The sequence below is a fragment of the Citrobacter sp. Cpo065 genome (assembly GCF_030332805.1).
In the GTDB taxonomy this organism is placed as follows: domain Bacteria; phylum Pseudomonadota; class Gammaproteobacteria; order Enterobacterales; family Enterobacteriaceae; genus Citrobacter; species Citrobacter portucalensis.
Window position 1 is genome coordinate 87,592 of record NZ_JAOWHC010000035.1, and the last position, 17,019, is coordinate 104,610.

At 53.6% G+C, this 17,019-nt stretch carries 14 protein-coding genes; 9 read left to right on the top strand and 5 right to left on the bottom strand.

The genetic code is table 11. From position 1 onward, the window contains the following. The first annotated feature begins 91 nt into the window (after positions 1–91). From dapA to ypfH, 6 genes are all read left to right on the top strand, one after another. Positions 92–970, top strand: coding sequence for a 4-hydroxy-tetrahydrodipicolinate synthase (gene dapA, locus OGY68_RS20950; RefSeq protein ID WP_003037957.1), 879 nt, complete (start codon positions 92–94; stop codon positions 968–970). A 16-nt stretch (positions 971–986) separates the two neighbouring features. Further along, on the top strand, positions 987–2,021 hold the full coding sequence (bamC, locus tag OGY68_RS20955; RefSeq protein WP_003835088.1) for an outer membrane protein assembly factor BamC: 1,035 nt from the start codon (positions 987–989) through the stop codon (positions 2,019–2,021). A 111-nt stretch (positions 2,022–2,132) separates the two neighbouring features. Then, a complete protein-coding gene (gene purC / locus OGY68_RS20960) occupies positions 2,133–2,846 on the top strand; it encodes a phosphoribosylaminoimidazolesuccinocarboxamide synthase (protein ID WP_003835086.1) in 714 nt (237 codons plus the stop codon). A 128-nt stretch (positions 2,847–2,974) separates the two neighbouring features. Further along, positions 2,975–3,838 (top strand): KPN_02809 family neutral zinc metallopeptidase, encoded by an 864-nt coding sequence (ypfJ, locus tag OGY68_RS20965; RefSeq protein WP_032944186.1) that lies wholly within the window; start codon positions 2,975–2,977, stop codon positions 3,836–3,838. Positions 3,839–3,853: 15 nt separating this feature from the next. Beyond that, complete coding sequence (locus tag OGY68_RS20970; RefSeq protein WP_057066933.1) at positions 3,854–5,869, top strand: tRNA(Met) cytidine acetyltransferase TmcA; 2,016 nt, start codon at positions 3,854–3,856, stop codon at positions 5,867–5,869. A gap of 73 nt (positions 5,870–5,942) precedes the next feature. Continuing rightward, positions 5,943–6,641: an esterase gene (ypfH, locus tag OGY68_RS20975; RefSeq protein WP_057066931.1), complete on the top strand. Its 699-nt coding sequence runs from the start codon at positions 5,943–5,945 to the stop codon at positions 6,639–6,641. Positions 6,642–6,744: 103 nt separating this feature from the next. Here ypfH and OGY68_RS20980 read toward each other — a convergent pair whose 3' ends face one another. From OGY68_RS20980 to OGY68_RS20990, 3 genes are read right to left on the bottom strand one after another with little or no spacing between them, the layout of a single operon-like run. Further along, positions 6,745–6,945: a YpfN family protein gene (locus OGY68_RS20980; protein ID WP_003835080.1), complete on the bottom strand. Its 201-nt coding sequence runs from the start codon at positions 6,943–6,945 to the stop codon at positions 6,745–6,747. Positions 6,946–6,972: 27 nt separating this feature from the next. Then, positions 6,973–8,100, bottom strand: a complete 1,128-nt coding sequence (dapE, locus tag OGY68_RS20985) for a succinyl-diaminopimelate desuccinylase (protein ID WP_003037976.1) — start codon at positions 8,098–8,100, stop codon at positions 6,973–6,975. Between the two features lie 3 nt (positions 8,101–8,103). Beyond that, positions 8,104–8,460 carry an ArsC family reductase gene (locus OGY68_RS20990; RefSeq protein ID WP_003835078.1) on the bottom strand — a complete coding sequence of 119 codons (357 nt, stop codon included), beginning with the start codon at positions 8,458–8,460 and terminating at the stop codon, positions 8,104–8,106. Between the two features lie 389 nt (positions 8,461–8,849). Between OGY68_RS20990 and ypfM the strand changes: the two genes are divergently transcribed. Then, a complete protein-coding gene (gene ypfM, locus OGY68_RS20995) occupies positions 8,850–8,909 on the top strand; it encodes a protein YpfM (protein WP_001386977.1) in 60 nt (19 codons plus the stop codon). Positions 8,910–8,984: 75 nt separating this feature from the next. Here ypfM and acrD read toward each other — a convergent pair whose 3' ends face one another. Both acrD and narQ read right to left on the bottom strand, forming a co-directional pair. Next, positions 8,985–12,098 carry a multidrug efflux RND transporter permease AcrD gene (gene acrD, locus OGY68_RS21000; RefSeq protein ID WP_008785430.1) on the bottom strand — a complete coding sequence of 1,038 codons (3,114 nt, stop codon included), beginning with the start codon at positions 12,096–12,098 and terminating at the stop codon, positions 8,985–8,987. A 184-nt stretch (positions 12,099–12,282) separates the two neighbouring features. Beyond that, a complete protein-coding gene (narQ, locus tag OGY68_RS21005; protein ID WP_032944178.1) occupies positions 12,283–13,980 on the bottom strand; it encodes a nitrate/nitrite two-component system sensor histidine kinase NarQ in 1,698 nt (565 codons plus the stop codon). A 260-nt stretch (positions 13,981–14,240) separates the two neighbouring features. Here narQ and aegA point away from each other — a divergent pair, with 260 nt between their 5' ends. Together aegA and nudK are read left to right on the top strand one after the other, a co-directional pair. Next, positions 14,241–16,220 carry a formate-dependent uric acid utilization protein AegA gene (aegA, locus tag OGY68_RS21010; RefSeq protein ID WP_008785428.1) on the top strand — a complete coding sequence of 660 codons (1,980 nt, stop codon included), beginning with the start codon at positions 14,241–14,243 and terminating at the stop codon, positions 16,218–16,220. A 156-nt stretch (positions 16,221–16,376) separates the two neighbouring features. Then, on the top strand, positions 16,377–16,952 hold the full coding sequence (gene nudK / locus OGY68_RS21015; protein ID WP_008785426.1) for a GDP-mannose pyrophosphatase NudK: 576 nt from the start codon (positions 16,377–16,379) through the stop codon (positions 16,950–16,952). Positions 16,953–17,019: the final 67 nt, after the last annotated feature.

A 17,019-nucleotide genomic window follows, 5' to 3' on the forward strand; every position in this document is an offset into this window, starting at 1 on the left:
TGCATACAACAATCAGAACGGCTCTGGTCGCTTGCTTTTATTGTCGTACCAAACGTACCATTGAGACACTTGTTTGCACAGAGGATGGCCCATGTTCACGGGAAGTATTGTCGCGCTTGTTACGCCGATGGATGAGAAAGGTAAAGTCTGCCGGTCGAGCCTGAAAAAACTGATTGATTATCATGTCGCCAGCGGCACCTCGGCGATCGTTTCTGTTGGCACCACCGGTGAGTCCGCCACCCTGAGTCATGATGAACATGGCGATGTGGTGATGATGACGCTGGAACTGGCTGACGGGCGTATTCCGGTGATTGCCGGAACCGGCGCCAATGCGACCGCGGAAGCCATTAGTCTGACGCAGCGTTTCAACGACAGCGGTGTTGTCGGCTGCCTGACGGTGACGCCTTACTACAACCGCCCAACCCAGGAAGGTTTGTTCCAGCATTTCAAAGCCATCGCTGAGCATACTGACCTGCCGCAAATTCTGTATAATGTGCCGTCCCGTACTGGCTGCGATATGCTGCCGGAAACCGTTGGTCGTCTGGCGAAAGTTAAAAATATTATCGCTATTAAAGAGGCCACGGGGAACTTAAGTCGCGTTCACCAGATCAAAGAGCTGGTTTCGGACGACTTTATTCTGCTCAGCGGTGATGACGCGACCGGACTGGATTTTATGCAGCTCGGTGGTCATGGCGTGATTTCCGTAACGTCTAACGTTGCGGCACGTGATATGGCTGAAATGTGCAAACTGGCGGCAGCCGGGCAATTTGCCGAGGCGCGGGTGATTAACCAGCGTCTGATGCCGTTACACAACAAACTATTTGTCGAACCCAATCCTATCCCCGTGAAATGGGCGTGTAAGGAGTTGGGACTTGTGGCGACCGATACGCTACGTCTGCCGATGACGCCAATTACGGACAATGCTCGTGAAATCGTCAAAGCGGCGCTTAAGCATGCCGGTTTGCTGTAAAGTTTAGGGAGATTTGATGGCTTACTCAGTACAAAAGTCGCGCCTGGCCAAGGTTGCGGGTGTTTCGCTTGTTATGTTGCTCGCGGCCTGTAGCTCTGACTCGCGCTATAAGCGCCAGGTGAGCGGTGATGAATCCTATCTGGAGGCCGCACCGCTTGCTGAGCTTCATGCTCCAGCTGGGATGATTTTGCCGGTTATGTCGGGCGACTATAATATCCCGGTAACCAACGGCAGTGGTGCCGTGGGTAAAGCGCTGGATATTCGTCCACCGGCTCAGCCGTTAGCATTAGTCACCGGTGCTCGCACACAGATCGCGGGTGATACGTCGACATTACTGGTGGAAAACGGTCGTGGCAACACACTGTGGCCGCAGGTCGTTAGCGTCATTCAGTCTAAAAACTACACGATCACCAAACGTGATGATGCCAGCCAGACGTTGACCACCGACTGGGTTGACTGGAACCGTCTGGATGAAGACGAGCAGTACCGTGGACGTTATCAAATCTCGGTTAAACCGCAGGGCTATCAGCAAGCGGTAACGGTGAAACTGGTTAACCTCGAGCAGGCGGGTAAACCCGTAGCCGATGCGGCATCAATGCAGCGCTACAGCGCTGAGATGATGAACGTTATCTCTGCTGGTCTGGATAAAAACGCCACCGACGCCGCGAATGCCGCGCAGAACCGCTCTGCAGCCACCATGGATGTTCAGAGCGCCGCCGATGACACAGGTTTACCAATGCTGGTGGTACGTGGGCCGTTCAACGTGGTGTGGCAGCGTCTGCCGGCAGCGCTTGAGAAAGTGGGGATGAAGGTAACCGACAGCACCCGTTCTCAGGGCAGCATCGCGGTGACCTACAAACCACTGTCCGATAGCAACTGGCAGGAGTTGGGCGCAAGCGATCCGGGTCTGGTATCCGGCGACTATAAACTGCAGGTCGGTGATTTAGACAACCGCAGCAGCTTGCAGTTTATCGATCCGAAGGGGCATACCCTGACGCAAAGCCAGAACGACGCGCTGGTCGCCGTCTTCCAGGCAGCGTTCAGTAAGTAAAAATAAAGGGCTGGATAACTCCAGCCCTTTTTTTCTGATATGATACGCAAACGTGTGCGTCGGCAGAAAAACGCAATATTTATCGTTAATTCACACCCAGGAGTAATAAAGATGCAAAAGCAAGCTGAGTTGTATCGTGGTAAAGCGAAGACCGTATACAGCACGGAAAACCCGGACCTGTTGGTGCTCGAATTCCGCAATGATACGTCAGCAGGGGATGGCGCGCGCATTGAACAGTTTGACCGTAAAGGCATGGTGAACAACAAATTCAACCATTTCATTATGACTAAACTGCAAGAAGCGGGTATTCCTACCCAGATGGAGCGACTGCTTTCTGATACCGAATGTCTGGTGAAAAAACTGGAGATGGTACCGGTTGAATGTGTGGTACGTAACCGCGCGGCAGGCTCTCTGGTTAAGCGTTTAGGCGTTGAGGAAGGTATTGAACTGAATCCGCCGCTGTTTGATCTGTTCCTGAAAAACGATGCTATGCACGATCCAATGATTAACGATTCCTATTGCGAAACTTTTGGTTGGGTGAGCAAAGAGAATCTGGCACGTATGAAAGAGCTGACCTACAAAGCTAACGACGTGCTGAAAAAGATGTTTGATGATGCTGGTCTGATTCTGGTCGACTTCAAACTTGAGTTTGGTTTGTATAAAGGTGAAGTGGTCCTGGGTGATGAATTCTCACCGGACGGTAGCCGCCTGTGGGACAAAGAAACGCTGGATAAAATGGACAAAGATCGCTTCCGCCAGAGTCTGGGCGGCCTGATCGAAGCCTATGAAGCCGTCGCGCATCGCCTGGGTGTGAAGTTAGACTAATCTTCCCCTGAGCCGGCGATCGCTCTCCGGCTCATTAACCCCACCTGATTTGATTACTATTTCTTATGGTAATCCTGTTCCGAACCGCCTACGATCATCATCATAATGAATAAAAAGTTGAGGTGATTATGCGCTGGCAAGGGCGTCGTGAAAGTGACAACGTGGAAGACAGACGAAACAGCTCTGGCGGCCCCTCTATGGGTGGGCCTGGTTTTCGTCTGCCCAGTGGTAAAGGAGGCATCATCCTGCTGATTGTGGTGCTGGTGGCGGGTTACTATGGCGTGGATCTCACCGGGCTAATGACTGGCCAGCCGGTCTCCCAACAGCAATCATCACGCTCCATCAGCCCAAACGATGATGAAGCGGCAAAATTTACCTCGGTGATTCTGGCTACAACAGAAGATACCTGGGGACAGCAGTTTGAAAAAATGGGTCGCACCTACCAACAGCCGAAGCTGGTGATGTACCGGGGCGCGACGCGTACCGGCTGCGGCGCGGGTCAGTCCGTGATGGGACCGTTTTATTGCCCGGCAGATGGTACGGTTTACATCGACCTTTCATTCTATGACGACATGAAAAACAAGCTGGGCGCCGATGGTGATTTTGCTCAGGGCTATGTTATCGCCCATGAAGTGGGTCACCACGTGCAGAAACTGCTGGGCATTGAACCTAAAGTTCGTCAGATGCAGCAGAATGCCTCACAGGCAGAAGTGAACCGTCTTTCCGTTCGAATGGAACTGCAGGCAGACTGCTTTGCCGGTGTCTGGGGCCACAGCATGCAGCAGCAGGGCGTACTGGAGTCTGGTGACCTGGAAGAGGCACTGAACGCCGCACAGGCCATTGGTGACGATCGTCTGCAACAGCAGGGACAAGGACGCGTCGTGCCGGACAGCTTTACTCACGGAACCTCTGAACAGCGTTTTACCTGGTTCAAACGCGGCTTTGACAGCGGCGATCCGGGGCAATGTAATACTTTTGGTAAAGGTATTTAAGATACTGAGGCAGGGATGTCCGATAACACGGCGCTGAGCGCGTTAACCGAACAAATGACCCACGAAGGGATCCGTCGTCTGCTGATTATCAGCGGCGAGGATAACTGGTGTCAGGAACAGGCATTAGCGCTACGTAGCACGTTACCCGGCGACTGGCTGTGGGTAGGGGAGCAAGCCCCTACCGAGCCGTGCTGTACGCCGCAGGCGCTAAAAACATTATTAGGGCGCGAGTTTCGTCATGCGGTTTTTGACGCAGGGCAGGGTTTTGACGCTGCGGCGTTTGCCGCCTTAAGCGGCACACTGCTTGCTGGCAGTTGGCTGGTTTTGCTGACCCCACCCTGGCATTCCTGGCACACGCATCCGGACGCGGATTCACTACGCTGGAGCGATTGTGCTGAACCTATCCCTACACCGCACTTTATTGAACACGTCAAACGGGTGATTTCCCGCGATAGACAGGCTCTGCACTGGCAACAGCATCAGCCGGTTGCCTGTCCGCACTTTCCTGCTCGCGCAGCCTGGCACGCGGCAACCGGCGAACCCCAGCCAGAACAGGCGATGATATTAAATCATTTGCTGGCTATGCCTCCCGGTGTGGTTGCGGTGACGGCGGCACGGGGTCGGGGCAAATCCGCTCTGGCAGGGCAACTCATAGCGCGGATTAATGGCACTGCGATTGTGACAGCGCCTGCCAAAGCGGCAACCGATGTGCTGGCGCAATTTGCCGGAGAGCGTTACCGTTTTATGGCCCCGGATGCGCTGTTAAGCAGTTCTGCAATCGCAGACTGGCTAATTGTGGATGAAGCCGCCGCGATCCCCGCGCCGCTGCTGCACCAACTGGTGGCGCGTTTTCCTCGAACGCTGTTAACCACTACAGTACAAGGCTACGAGGGAACGGGGAGAGGCTTCCTGCTGAAATTCTGTGCCCGCTTCCCCAATCTTCAACACTATGAGTTGCAACAACCGGTACGCTGGGCGCAGGGATGTCCGCTGGAGCAAATCGTCAGCGATGTGCTGGTGTTTGATGATGAAACGTTCACGCATGCCCCATTGGGGGAGCTTCACTTCTCGGCATTTGAGCAACAGTCCTGGCATGTTAATCCGGCGCTGCCGTTAGCGGTATACCAGCTGCTTTCTGGAGCGCATTATCGCACCTCGCCATTGGACCTGCGGCGGATGATGGACGCGCCTGGTCAGCATTTTCTTCAGGCATCAACCGCTGACTCAGTGGCGGGGGCTGTCTGGTTGGTCGATGAAGGGGGACTATCCGCGGAATTAAGCCAGGCCGTCTGGGCCGGATATCGTCGACCGAGAGGGAATCTGGTTGCGCAGTCGCTGGCGGCGCACGGTGGTGACCCGTTGGCGGCGACGCTTGTCGGGCGACGGGTCAGTCGAATTGCGGTTCATCCTGCTCGCCAGCGAGAAGGTATCGGACAGCAGTTGATTATGCAGGCCCTGCGTTATTCCATGCAGTGTGATTATCTGTCCGTCAGCTTTGGTTATACGGCTGAACTATGGCGTTTCTGGCAACGCTGCGGTTTTGTGCTGGTGCGAATGGGAAATCATCGGGAAGCCAGCAGCGGCTGTTATACCGCCATGGCGTTACTTCCCATTAGCGAAGCGGGGAAACGCCTTGCCGAGCGGGAGCACCAGCATTTGCGCCGTGATGCGGAAATCCTTGCGCGATGGAACGGTGAGAGCATTCCGCTGGTCCCGCTGAAAGAGACTACGCTTAATGAGGATGACTGGGCTGAGCTGGCTGGGTTTGCCTTCGCGCATCGGCCATTATTGACGTCGCTAGGCTGTCTGAGTCGTCTGCTTGAGCACAGTGAGTTACCTCTTCCGGCCTTGCGCGGACGCATCCAGGCTAAACGTAGCGACGCCGAATTGTGCCAACAGCTCAAGATTTCTGGTCGTAAAGCGTTGCTGGTCATTCAGCGCGCCGAAGCGGCACAGGCATTAAATCAGCTGGATGCAGAGCGTGAACAGCGGCTACATAATCGCATTATGCAATGGCAATTTTTTCACTAACTTCTTCAATTTCCTGGCATGGTCATTGCGGTTAAGCGGCGTAGAATGATTCTCATCAGTTAAGGAGATCGCCATGAAACATGACCATTTTGTTGTTCAAAGTCCCGATAAACCCGCTCAACAGCTACTGCTGCTGTTTCATGGCGTCGGCGATAACCCGGTTGCCATGGGCGAAATCGGCTCCTGGTTTGCGCCGCTGTTTCCGGATGCGCTAATCGTTAGCATTGGTGGAGCAGAGCCTTACGGAACGACGTCCGGACGTCAGTGGTTTTCGGTGCAGGGCGTAACAGAAGAGAATCGTCAGGAACGTGTTGACGCCATTATGCCGGTGTTTATCGAAACCGTGCGCTACTGGCAGAAGCAAAGCGGCGTTTCGCCGCAGGCAACCGCGCTGATTGGTTTTTCTCAAGGGTCGATTATGTCACTTGAGAGCATCAAAGCTGAGCCGGGGCTGGCGTCGCGGGTTATCGCCTTCAATGGCCGCTATGCCACCTTGCCAGAGGCTGCAACCACCGCGACGACGGTGCATTTGATTCACGGTGGCGAAGACCGGGTAATTGAGTTATCTCATGCCGTTGCCGCGCAGGAAGCGTTAATTCGCGCCGGTGGGGATGTGACGCTGGATATCGTCGAAAATCTGGGGCACGCCATTGATGAACGCAGCATGCAGTTTGCGCTCGATCATCTGCGTTTTACCGTACCGAAGCACTACTTTGATGAAGCGCTGAGCGGCGGTAAGCCTCACGATGATGATGTGATTGCCATGATCTGATTGATCACCGTAGGCCGGATAAAACGCGAAGCGTTGCCATCCGGCACGTAATGCCCGGTGGCGCTAACGCTTACCGGGCCTACGGGAATTATCTGCCTACTAATTATTTCTTCGGTTGGTCCTTATTCGGCCAATCGTCGTCGTCATCCCATTTATCGTTAAAGTCACGATGCGGGGGAAGCTCCGGCTTGTTGGCAAGAAATTTCTTGTGATCGACGCGCTTGAGATCTTTAATCACGTTCAGCAGCACGCCTACCAGAAACACCAACACCAGAATCCACCAATATTTTGCCAGCCAGTCCATGCTCATTTCCTCTTACAGGAACACTCATCAGGCGACGAGTTGCTCCATGATACGTTGATACATACGGGCAAGCAGCTGCAGGTCGGCGGCATTAACACATTCATTAATTTTATGAATAGTGGCGTTGACCGGCCCAAGTTCTACTACCTGCGCCCCCATGCGGGCAATAAAACGCCCGTCGGACGTCCCGCCTGTAGTCAGTAACTGCGGTTTAATCTCATTATAGTGCTCAATGGCGTTCACCACTGCATCCACCAGTTTACCGCGTTCGGTCAGGAACGGCTGACCGGAAAGCCACCAGTCGACGGTATAACGCAGCTGATGTTTCTCCAGCAGCGCGTGAACCCGTGCTTTAATCATCTCATCGGTCAGCTCAGTGCTGAAACGGAAGTTGAACTGGATAAACAGTTCTCCAGGGATAACGTTGTTGCTTCCGGTTCCAGCCTGAATATTGGCAATCTGCATGCTGGTCGCCGGGAAGAATTCGTTACCCTGATCCCACTCGATCGCCACCAGTTCGTTGAGCATGGGGGCCGCGCGGTGTACCGGGTTATCGGCCAGATGCGGATAGGCTACGTGGCCCTGCACGCCGTGAATGGTCAGGTTGCAGGTCAGTGAACCACGACGTCCATTTTTCACCACGTCGCCAACGATTTCCGTGCTGGATGGCTCACCCACCAGGCAATAATCCAGTCGTTCATTACGCGCCATCAGCGCTTCAACCACCTTCACGGTGCCGTTTTTGGCGCTGGCTTCTTCGTCAGACGTTATCAAAAAGGCCAGACGACCCTGATGGTTTGGATGCTGGGCGACAAAACGTTCTGCGGCCACGACCATCGCCGCCAGTGAACCCTTCATATCGGCAGCGCCACGCCCGAACAACATGCCATCGCGAATGGTCGGTTCGAACGGTGGATTGATCCAGCGATCGACATCGCCGGCAGGCACTACGTCGGTGTGACCGGCAAATGCCAGGGTCTCACCTTTACCGCGCCATGCCCAAAAATTCTGTGTGTCACCAAAGTCCATTCGCTCAACGGTAAAACCTACCGCACGCAGGCGTTCAATCATTAACGCCTGGCACCCGGCATCATCCGGGCTCAGGGAAGGACGGCGAATAAGCTGCTGTGTCAGCTCAATGACCGGGCACGACATAGACTACACCTCATTAAAAAACAGAGTATAACTGGATTCACTGAAACCAAGCAGCATAGGCTTACCCGGCGCGCAGAGCAATGGGCGTTTGATAATTGCTGGCATTTCAATCATCAACGCGGCGGCGGAAGCCGCATCGGTGATTTGACTGCGCGTGGATTCATCGAGTTTACGCCAGGTGGTTCCACGCGTATTGAGCAGCGCCTCCCAACCTAATTCGCTGATAAAGGACTGTAATAGCGTGTTGTCCAGACCGTCGACGCGATAATCATGAAAGCGGTAGTCAATACCTTGAGCCTCCAACCAGCGTCTGGCTTTTTTAATCGTGTCGCAATTCTTAATGCCGTAAAGGGTGATCATTTGAATCCTTATTGACGTAACTTGAATATTTATTCTTTTATTCTGTGGCAATGAATAATACATATTGTCATTCAATCGTTATAGAAAAATATAACATTGTTGAACAACAGTGAATAATGATTCCTGAAAGCTCCAAAAAATACCGTATAACTAAAAATCAGAATCTGCCTGTTTGCATCAGACTGTTTTTCCATCAGAATTGCAAAAGTAGTAGATGATGTATGAATATTTCAAAATATTGCAGTAAGTCACATAAAATTTATGGGTATAGCGCATAGTGATCACATAAACCCCAAACACTGGAGGAATCAATCGCAACCATCGGTTAAATTGCCTTCTTTTAATGATGATGATTTCGTAGAATGCCCATAATAATAAGAGAGGTTGTTATGATTGAACGTGAACTGGGGAACTGGAAAGACTTTATCGAAGTGATGCTTCGTAAATAATTTTCTGGAAGAAATTCATATCCTGTAAAGGATAAAAAAAGGCGACTCAACGTAAGTCGCCTTTTTTGTGTCCGATTATTCTGGGCGTGGCTTCAATGGGAAGCGTCTGCGCACCAGCACAAAGAACAGGGGAACGAAGTAAATCGCCAGGATAGTGGCTGAAATCATCCCGCCCATTACGCCTGTCCCCACCGCATGTTGACCGCCAGAACCAGCGCCACTGCTGATGGTCATCGGCAGCACCCCGAAGATAAACGCCAGTGACGTCATCAGAATTGGGCGTAAACGTTGGCGACAAGCATGGAGCGTGGCGTCGAGCAGATCGTGTCCTTTCTCGTTCATCTCATTGGCGAATTCAACAATCAATATTGCGTTCTTCGCCGATAGCCCGATCACGGTAAGTAACCCGACCTGGAAATAAACATCGTTTTCCAGGCCGCGCATCCAGGTCGCCAGTAGCGCGCCAATAACCCCCAATGGCACGACCAGCATGACGGAGAAGGGTACCGACCAGCTTTCGTACAGTGCCGCCAGACACAGGAACACGACCAGCAAAGAAATGGCGTACAGGGCAGGGGCCTGAGAGCCCGATAGCCGTTCCTGATAAGACATCGCAGTCCATTCGAGGCCAAACCCTGTCGGTAACTGGCGCACCAGCGATTCCATCACGTCCATTGCCGTACCGGTACTGACGCCCGGCGCAGCTTCGCCGACAATCTCGACCGCGGAGTAGCCGTTATAGCGTTCCAGACGTGGAGAACCCGTTTCCCAGCGTGAAGTCGCAAAGGCCGAAAAAGGCACCATGCCACCGCTGTTGTTGCGGACGTACCACAAGTTAATGTCGTCCGGGAGCATGCGATATTTTGCTGCCGCCTGCACGTAAACCTTCTTCACGCGGCCCCGGTCCATAAAGTCATTGACGTAGCTGGAACCCCAGGCCGTTTGCAATGTGTCGTTGATGTCGTCGATGGAAACGCCCAGCGCCTGGGCTTTGCGCTGATCGATATCAATTTGCAACTGCGGGCTGTCGTCCAGACCGTTATGACGAACGCGGGTCAGGGACGTGTCTTTCCCGGCCAGCTCAATGAGTTTGTCGCGCGCGGCCATTAACGCATCATGGCCCGCACCGGCGTGATCCTGCAGCTCCATATCGAAACCGGCAGAGCTTCCGAGGCCGCTGATAGCCGGAGGGCTGCTGGCGAAGACGCGGGCTTCTTTAATCTTATTAAAGGCTTTGGTCGCACGTTCGATGATGGCGAAAGAGGTTCCGGTAGTGGTGTCGCGCTCATCCCAGTCTTTTAAGCGGACAAACATACGCGCCACGTTTTGACCGTTCCCGCCAGGGCCAGAACCGACCGTGGAAAAGACTGACATAATGTTGTCTTTCTCATGGGTGAAGTAATACTTCTCCACTTCCTCAACCACTTTCAATGTTTGCTGCTGTGTGGAGCCGCTGGGCAGCTGTACCGAGGTGGTAAACATGCCGCGGTCTTCCAGCGGCAGGAAGGAGGTTGGCAGGCGCAGGAACAGGAAAACCATTCCACCGAGCAGCAGGCCGTAGATCAGTATCCAGCGCAGGCTGCGGTGCAGAATTCTGGCAACGCCTTTTTCGTAGCGCTCGGCGTTGCGATTAAACATCCGGTTAAACCAGCCGAAGAAACCGGTTTGTCCGTGATGCTCGCCCTTATGCAGTGGTTTGAGCAGGGTGGCGCACAGAGCGGGGGTCAGGATCATCGCCACCAGAACAGACAGCACCATGGCGGAGACGATAGTAATCGAGAACTGGCGGTAAATGGCCCCGGTAGTGCCGCCGAAGAAGGCCATCGGGATAAACACCGCTGACAGCACCATGGCGATACCGACCAGCGCACCCTGGATTTGCCCCATCGATTTCCGTGTCGCTTCCCGCGGTGAGAGTCCTTCCTCACTCATAATACGCTCGACGTTTTCCACCACCACAATGGCGTCATCGACCAGCAGACCGATCGCCAGCACCATCGCAAACATCGTCAAGGTGTTTACGCTATAGCCAAAGGCGTAAAGCACGGAGAAGGTACCCATCAGGACGACGGGAACGGCGATGGTGGGAATCAGCGTGGCGCGGAAGTTTTGCAGGAACAGGTACATCACGAGGAATACCAGTGCAATAGCTTCCAGCAGGGTTTTTACCACGTCGATGATTGAGGCTTTGACAAAGGAGGTGGTTTCATAAGCCACCTTATATTCCAGCCCATGCGGAAAATATTGTGACAGCTCGTTCAGACGGTTAATGACCAGCGTTGCTGTCGCCATTTCATTGGCGCCTGAAGCCAGCTTCACGCCCAGGCCGGAGGCAGGATTTCCATTAAAGCGGCTGAGGTAATCATACTTTTCAGCACCCATTTCGACCGTCGCCACATCGCCCAGTTTAACTTCTGAACCATCCTGGTTGACGCGTAGCGTAATGGCGCGGAATTCATCCGGAGTCTGCAGTAGCGACTGGGCGTTGATCGTCGCGTTCAGCGCCTGCTTGTCCACCGAAGGCGTACCGCCAAGTTGCCCGACGGCAATCTGCGCATTCTGTGACTCGATAGCGTCGGTCACATCTTTAGCGGTCATCTGGAAACTGTTCAGTTTGGCCGGGTCAAGCCAGATACGCATGGAGTACTGTGAGCCGTAAGCGTCAATATCTCCTACGCCGTTAATACGGCTGAGTGGATCCTGAATGTTACTGGCGACGTAGTCGGCGATGTCCTGCTTATCCATTGAGCCATCGGTGGAGACAAAGGCGATAGTCAGAATATTGGTGTCCCCGGTCTTACGCACCGTGACCCCCTGATCCTGTACTGCCTGCGGCAGTTTACGCATTGCCGATTGCAGCTGGTTTTGCACCTGCTGGACGGCCTCGTCAGGATCGGTTCCGGCAACGAAGCTCAACGTAACCGTAGCCTGACCTGTCCCGCTGCTCTGCGATGACATGTACATCAGGTTATCGAGACCGGTCATGTTCTGCTCGATAACCTGGGTGACGGTGTTTTCCAGAGTCTGAGCCGAAGCGCCAGGATAGTTGGCGGTGACACGCACGTTTGGCGGTGCCAGATCGGGATATTGCTCAACGGGCAGTGAAAAAATAGCCAGGGCTCCTGTCAGGCACAACAGGATAGCTAACACCCAGGCAAAAATGGGGCGATCGATGAAAAAATTCGCCATTAAAAGAGGACCTCGTGTTTCTGCGTATCGTTATGGGTATGGCTTGCTTCACTTTAGCGGCAAGGTACGGGTCAAACGTGGAGAAAAAAAGAAGATAATGTAAATTATCATGCCCGTTTACAGCATACCTTTCGTGCCAACGCCGTCAGGCCTGGATCCAGACCCGACGGCGCTTTGCGGTTCTTTACGTTAGCTCACTGTCTGATTCAGCCGAACGGAAACTGATGCTCACCAACGTACCCCCTCCGGAAGGTTGAGAGAAGGTCAACGTGCCGCTTAGTCTTTCCGCCCGCTCACGCATAATATTTAGTCCATAGTGCCCTGCAGGCTCATGCGGCTCGCCAATGCCGATGCCGTTATCGCGGATATAAACCGTGTGGTTGCCGTCCGGAGCCGTTACGCAGCTGACGGCAATTTCGCTCGCACTGGCATGCTTAATGGCGTTCAGCACCGCTTCGCGGATGATCTGCAACAGGTGCACCTGCATTTGCGCATCCAACGCCAGCGTGGGTAACCGACAGTCGAGTGTGAGTTTAGCTGAGGTTTGATTTTGCAGCGTTTCCAGCATTTCATGCAGGGCGGAGGGTAAGTCTGCCTGCTGTAAGGTCAGACGGAAGGTGGTGAGCAGTTCGCGTAGCTGACGGTAGGCATCGTTCAGCGCCTGGGAGAAATCCGCCATAATGCTTTGCGCCGGGGCGTTATCCTCCGGGATTGAACGTTTAAGCAACGTGAGCTGAATGCGTAAATAAGAGAGCACCTGCGCCAGCGAGTCGTGCAGCTCGCGTGCAATCGTCGCTCGCTCCTCCATTAACAACAGCTGCTGAAAATGTTTTTGCGCCTGGTTGAAGTACAACCCGCGTCCCAGCATCGAGGAGACGCTGTTGAGCAGCGGAGTAGAAGCATTGACGTTTGGACTTTGCCAGTGCAGTTCGCCGTAGACGGTTTCCTGCATGGTGACAGGCAGGATCTGCATCGGTAGCTCGAGGCTTTTAGTCCCTTCGCTAATCCGCCAGTTATCACCGACAGTGAGTTCAAGGAAATACGCGGCGTCATGTTCGCGGACGATCTGTAAAATATGGCGGAAGCAGTGCACATCAATCTGGCTGGTATTTAACGCCTGCGAGCACTGATACAACACCTCCAGACGGCGATTGGCTTCGTGCAGATCGTGAGTTTTCTCGGCCACAGACGCTTCCAGCGAGCGATACAGTTTGTGTAATTCACTCGACATCTGGCTAAATGTTTTGCCCAGCAACCCCAGTTCATTAGGCAAACCGGTATCCAGCGGTGGGATATCAAATTGACCGTGTTCAATTTGCTGACTGGCCATCACCAGTTTATTCAGCGGACGCACCACCTGCTGGCGAATGCGCCGCAGGGTAAAGAAGACGAGGGTGAATATGCCGATCCCGCCCGCCAGCGAGATGCCAAATACCAGCATTACTTTACGTTCGGCATAATGCTGCAACGCCAGCACGAAGAGATCGATCTGATCGACGTAGTTGTTGATGTTGGCCTGGTACCATTTTAAATCGCCGTCGATCAGGCGGGCGTTCATTTCCAGCCAGTTAGCATGCAGACGTCCATAGCGGCTTTTTACCGCTTGTGGCACATACCACGCGTTCAGATTCTGTAATGCTGGCGAGTTTAGCGCCTGCTGGAAAAGCTGGCGGTGGGCATTAAGCTGCGGGCTCTGGCTTTGTAGATCGTAACCCAGACGGTAGCTTTGCATGCGCAATGAGCCAGCAACGTTGATGGCTTCGGCATCTCGCAAGCTGCTGGTCAGCGTGAGCAGCGCAATACCCGTTGAGAGAATCGACAGCATCACTATGTAGAAAAAAGCTTTAGCCAGACTGGCCGAGACCGGACGCTTTACCGTCACTTGTGCATCCTCACACAATACACGTCGCGCCTGAAAACAGCGTGAACGATGCGGTGTATTTGATAAATGTTAATAAAACGCCATGAAACTGGATGGTAACTGAAACACAATTTCATATGCGATGAAATAAATTGATCTGCCACAGGTTCTGGATAAATAGTTGTGCTTCCTGGGCAAATGAACATTGCCGCTTCCTTCCGTGTCGGTTAATAACACTCTTATAAAGAATAAGGTTTTTGCAACCAAAAAAGAAGGAAGCCATGAATCGTTTTATTATGGTCAATAGCCAGCAGTGCCTGGGATGCCATGCCTGTGAGGTCGCCTGCGTCATGGCTCACAATGGCGAACAGCATGTCCTGAGTCAACGGCATTTTCAGCCCCGAATTACCGTCATTAAGCATCAGCAGCAGCGCAGCGCGGTGACCTGCCACCACTGCGAAGATGCACCCTGCGCCAGAAGTTGCCCAAACGGGGCAATTAGCCATGATAACGACAGCGTTCAGGTGAACCCGCAAAAGTGTATTGGCTGTAAATCGTGCGTTGTAGCCTGCCCTTTCGGCACGATGCAGATCGTACTCACTCCCGTCGCCAAAGGGAAGGTGAAAGCTACCGCGCACAAATGCGATCTGTGCCAGGGGCGTGAACAGGGACCCGCCTGCGTAGAGAACTGTCCGGCGCAGGCGTTACAGCTGGTGACGGAAAATTCGCTTACCGGTCTGTCAAAAGCGCGCAGGCTGCGTACCGCAAGTCTGGAAAGCCAGCCATGGCATGCCAGCACTACCGATTTTGTTCCACATGTCATCACTAAACGTGAGCAAATGCAGGCGACGCCTGCGCGCGGGGAGCCGGATAAACTGGCGATTGAGGCCCGGAAAACCAGCTTTGAAGAGATCTATCTGCCGTTTCGTACGGCGCAGGCGGAGCGCGAAGCCTCTCGCTGCCTGAAATGCGGCGACCACAGTATCTGCGAATGGACCTGTCCACTGCATAACCACATTCCGCAGTGGATTGAACTGGTCAAAGCCGGGAATATCGACGCGGCGGTTGAGCTTTCTCACCAGACCAACTGCCTGCCGGAGGTGACCGGACGCGTATGCCCGCAGGATCGACTCTGCGAAGGGGCATGTACGGTGCGTAGCGAGCATGGCGCAGTTACCATCGGTAATATTGAGCGTTACATCTCCGATCGGGCGCTGAGTAAAGGATGGCGACCGGACTTAAGCCATGTGCAGAAAGTGGACAAGCGTGTTGCCATCATCGGTGCGGGTCCGGCGGGTCTGGCCTGTGCGGATGTGCTTGCGCGCAGCGGCGTCAGCGCCACCGTTTACGATCGCCATCCTGAAATTGGCGGTTTGCTGACGTTCGGTATTCCGGCCTTCAAGCTGGACAAATCGCTGCTGGCGCGTCGCCGTGAAATCTTCAGCGCCATGGGCATTCATTTTGAACTTAATTGTGAAGTGGGTAAGGATGTCGCGCTTGAAAAGCTGCTGGAGGATTACGATGCCGTGTTCGTGGGCGTAGGAACCTATCGTTCCATGAAGGCGGACCTGCCAAATGAAGACGCGCCAGGCGTGTATGATGCGCTGCCGTTCCTGATTGCCAACACCAAGCAGGTGATGGGGCTGGAGGAACTGCCTGAAGAACCGTTTATCGATACCGCCGGACTAAACGTGGTTGTGCTGGGCGGAGGCGATACGGCAATGGACTGTGTGCGAACCGCCCTGCGTCATGGCGCAAGCCAGGTGACCTGCGCCTATCGTCGTGATGAAGCCAACATGCCCGGCTCGAAAAAAGAGGTGAAGAACGCCCGGGAAGAGGGGGCAAATTTCGAGTTTAACGTTCAGCCGGTTGAGCTGGTGTTGCATGCCGATGGGCGAGTCAGCGGTGTGCGTTTCTTACGTACTCAACTTGGCGAACCTGATGCGCAGGGCCGTCGCCGCCCGGTTCCCATTGCCGGGAGTGAGTTTGTGATGCCCGCAGATGCGGTGATTATGGCGTTTGGTTTTCACCCACATGGCATGCCGTGGCTGGAGTCGCATGGCGTTAAGGTCGATAACTGGGGGCGCATTGCCGCCGATGTTGAAAGTGCATACCGTTATCAAACCAGTAACCCGAAAATCTTTGCCGGTGGTGACGCGGTACGCGGTGCAGACCTGGTGGTGACGGCTATGGCGGAAGGGCGGCATGCCGCCCAGGGGATCGTCGACTGGCTGGGCGTAAAATCAGTCAAATCTCATTAATCGGCGAGTAGGCCGGATAAAACGCGTTAGCGTTGCCATCCGGCAATGTGCCGCATGAATGCCTGATGGCGCTTTGCTTATCAGGCCTACATTGTTCCAAGACAAACCCGGTTTCACGGCGTAGTATTATTTCTCACTTCTTGCTGTGGAGCCGGTATGTCGCAAAAAATTACCCTCATCAAAGATAAAGTCCTTTCCGATAACTACTTCGTCCTGCGCAATATCACTTATGACCTGACCCGTAAGAATGGAGAGGTGATCCGTCACAAACGTGAGGTTTACGATCGTGGCAACGGCGCCACAATCCTGCTGTATAACCCGGAGAAGAAAACGGTGGTGCTCATCCGCCAGTTTCGCGTTGCGACATGGGTCAACGGTAACGAAGACGGTCAACTGATTGAAACCTGCGCCGGGCTGCTGGATAACGACGAACCGGAAGCATGTATTCGAAAAGAGGCGATTGAAGAGACCGGCTTTGAAGTGGGTGAAGTACGTAAACTGTTTGAGCTATACATGTCGCCGGGCGGTGTGACGGAAATAATCCACTTCTTCATCGCGCAATACCGTGACAGTCAGCGGACAAACGCGGGTGGCGGCGTGGAAGATGAAGATATTGAAGTTCTGGAACTGCCGTTCACACAGGCGCTGGAAATGATCAAAACGGGTGAGATCCGTGACGGTAAAACGGTGCTATTGCTGAACTATTTGCAGTCATCGCATCTCATGGACTAATGCGCGGGATTTATATTTCTTTACAAATTTACGGCCAATCCGACGATTCTTATTGAGCCACATCAGT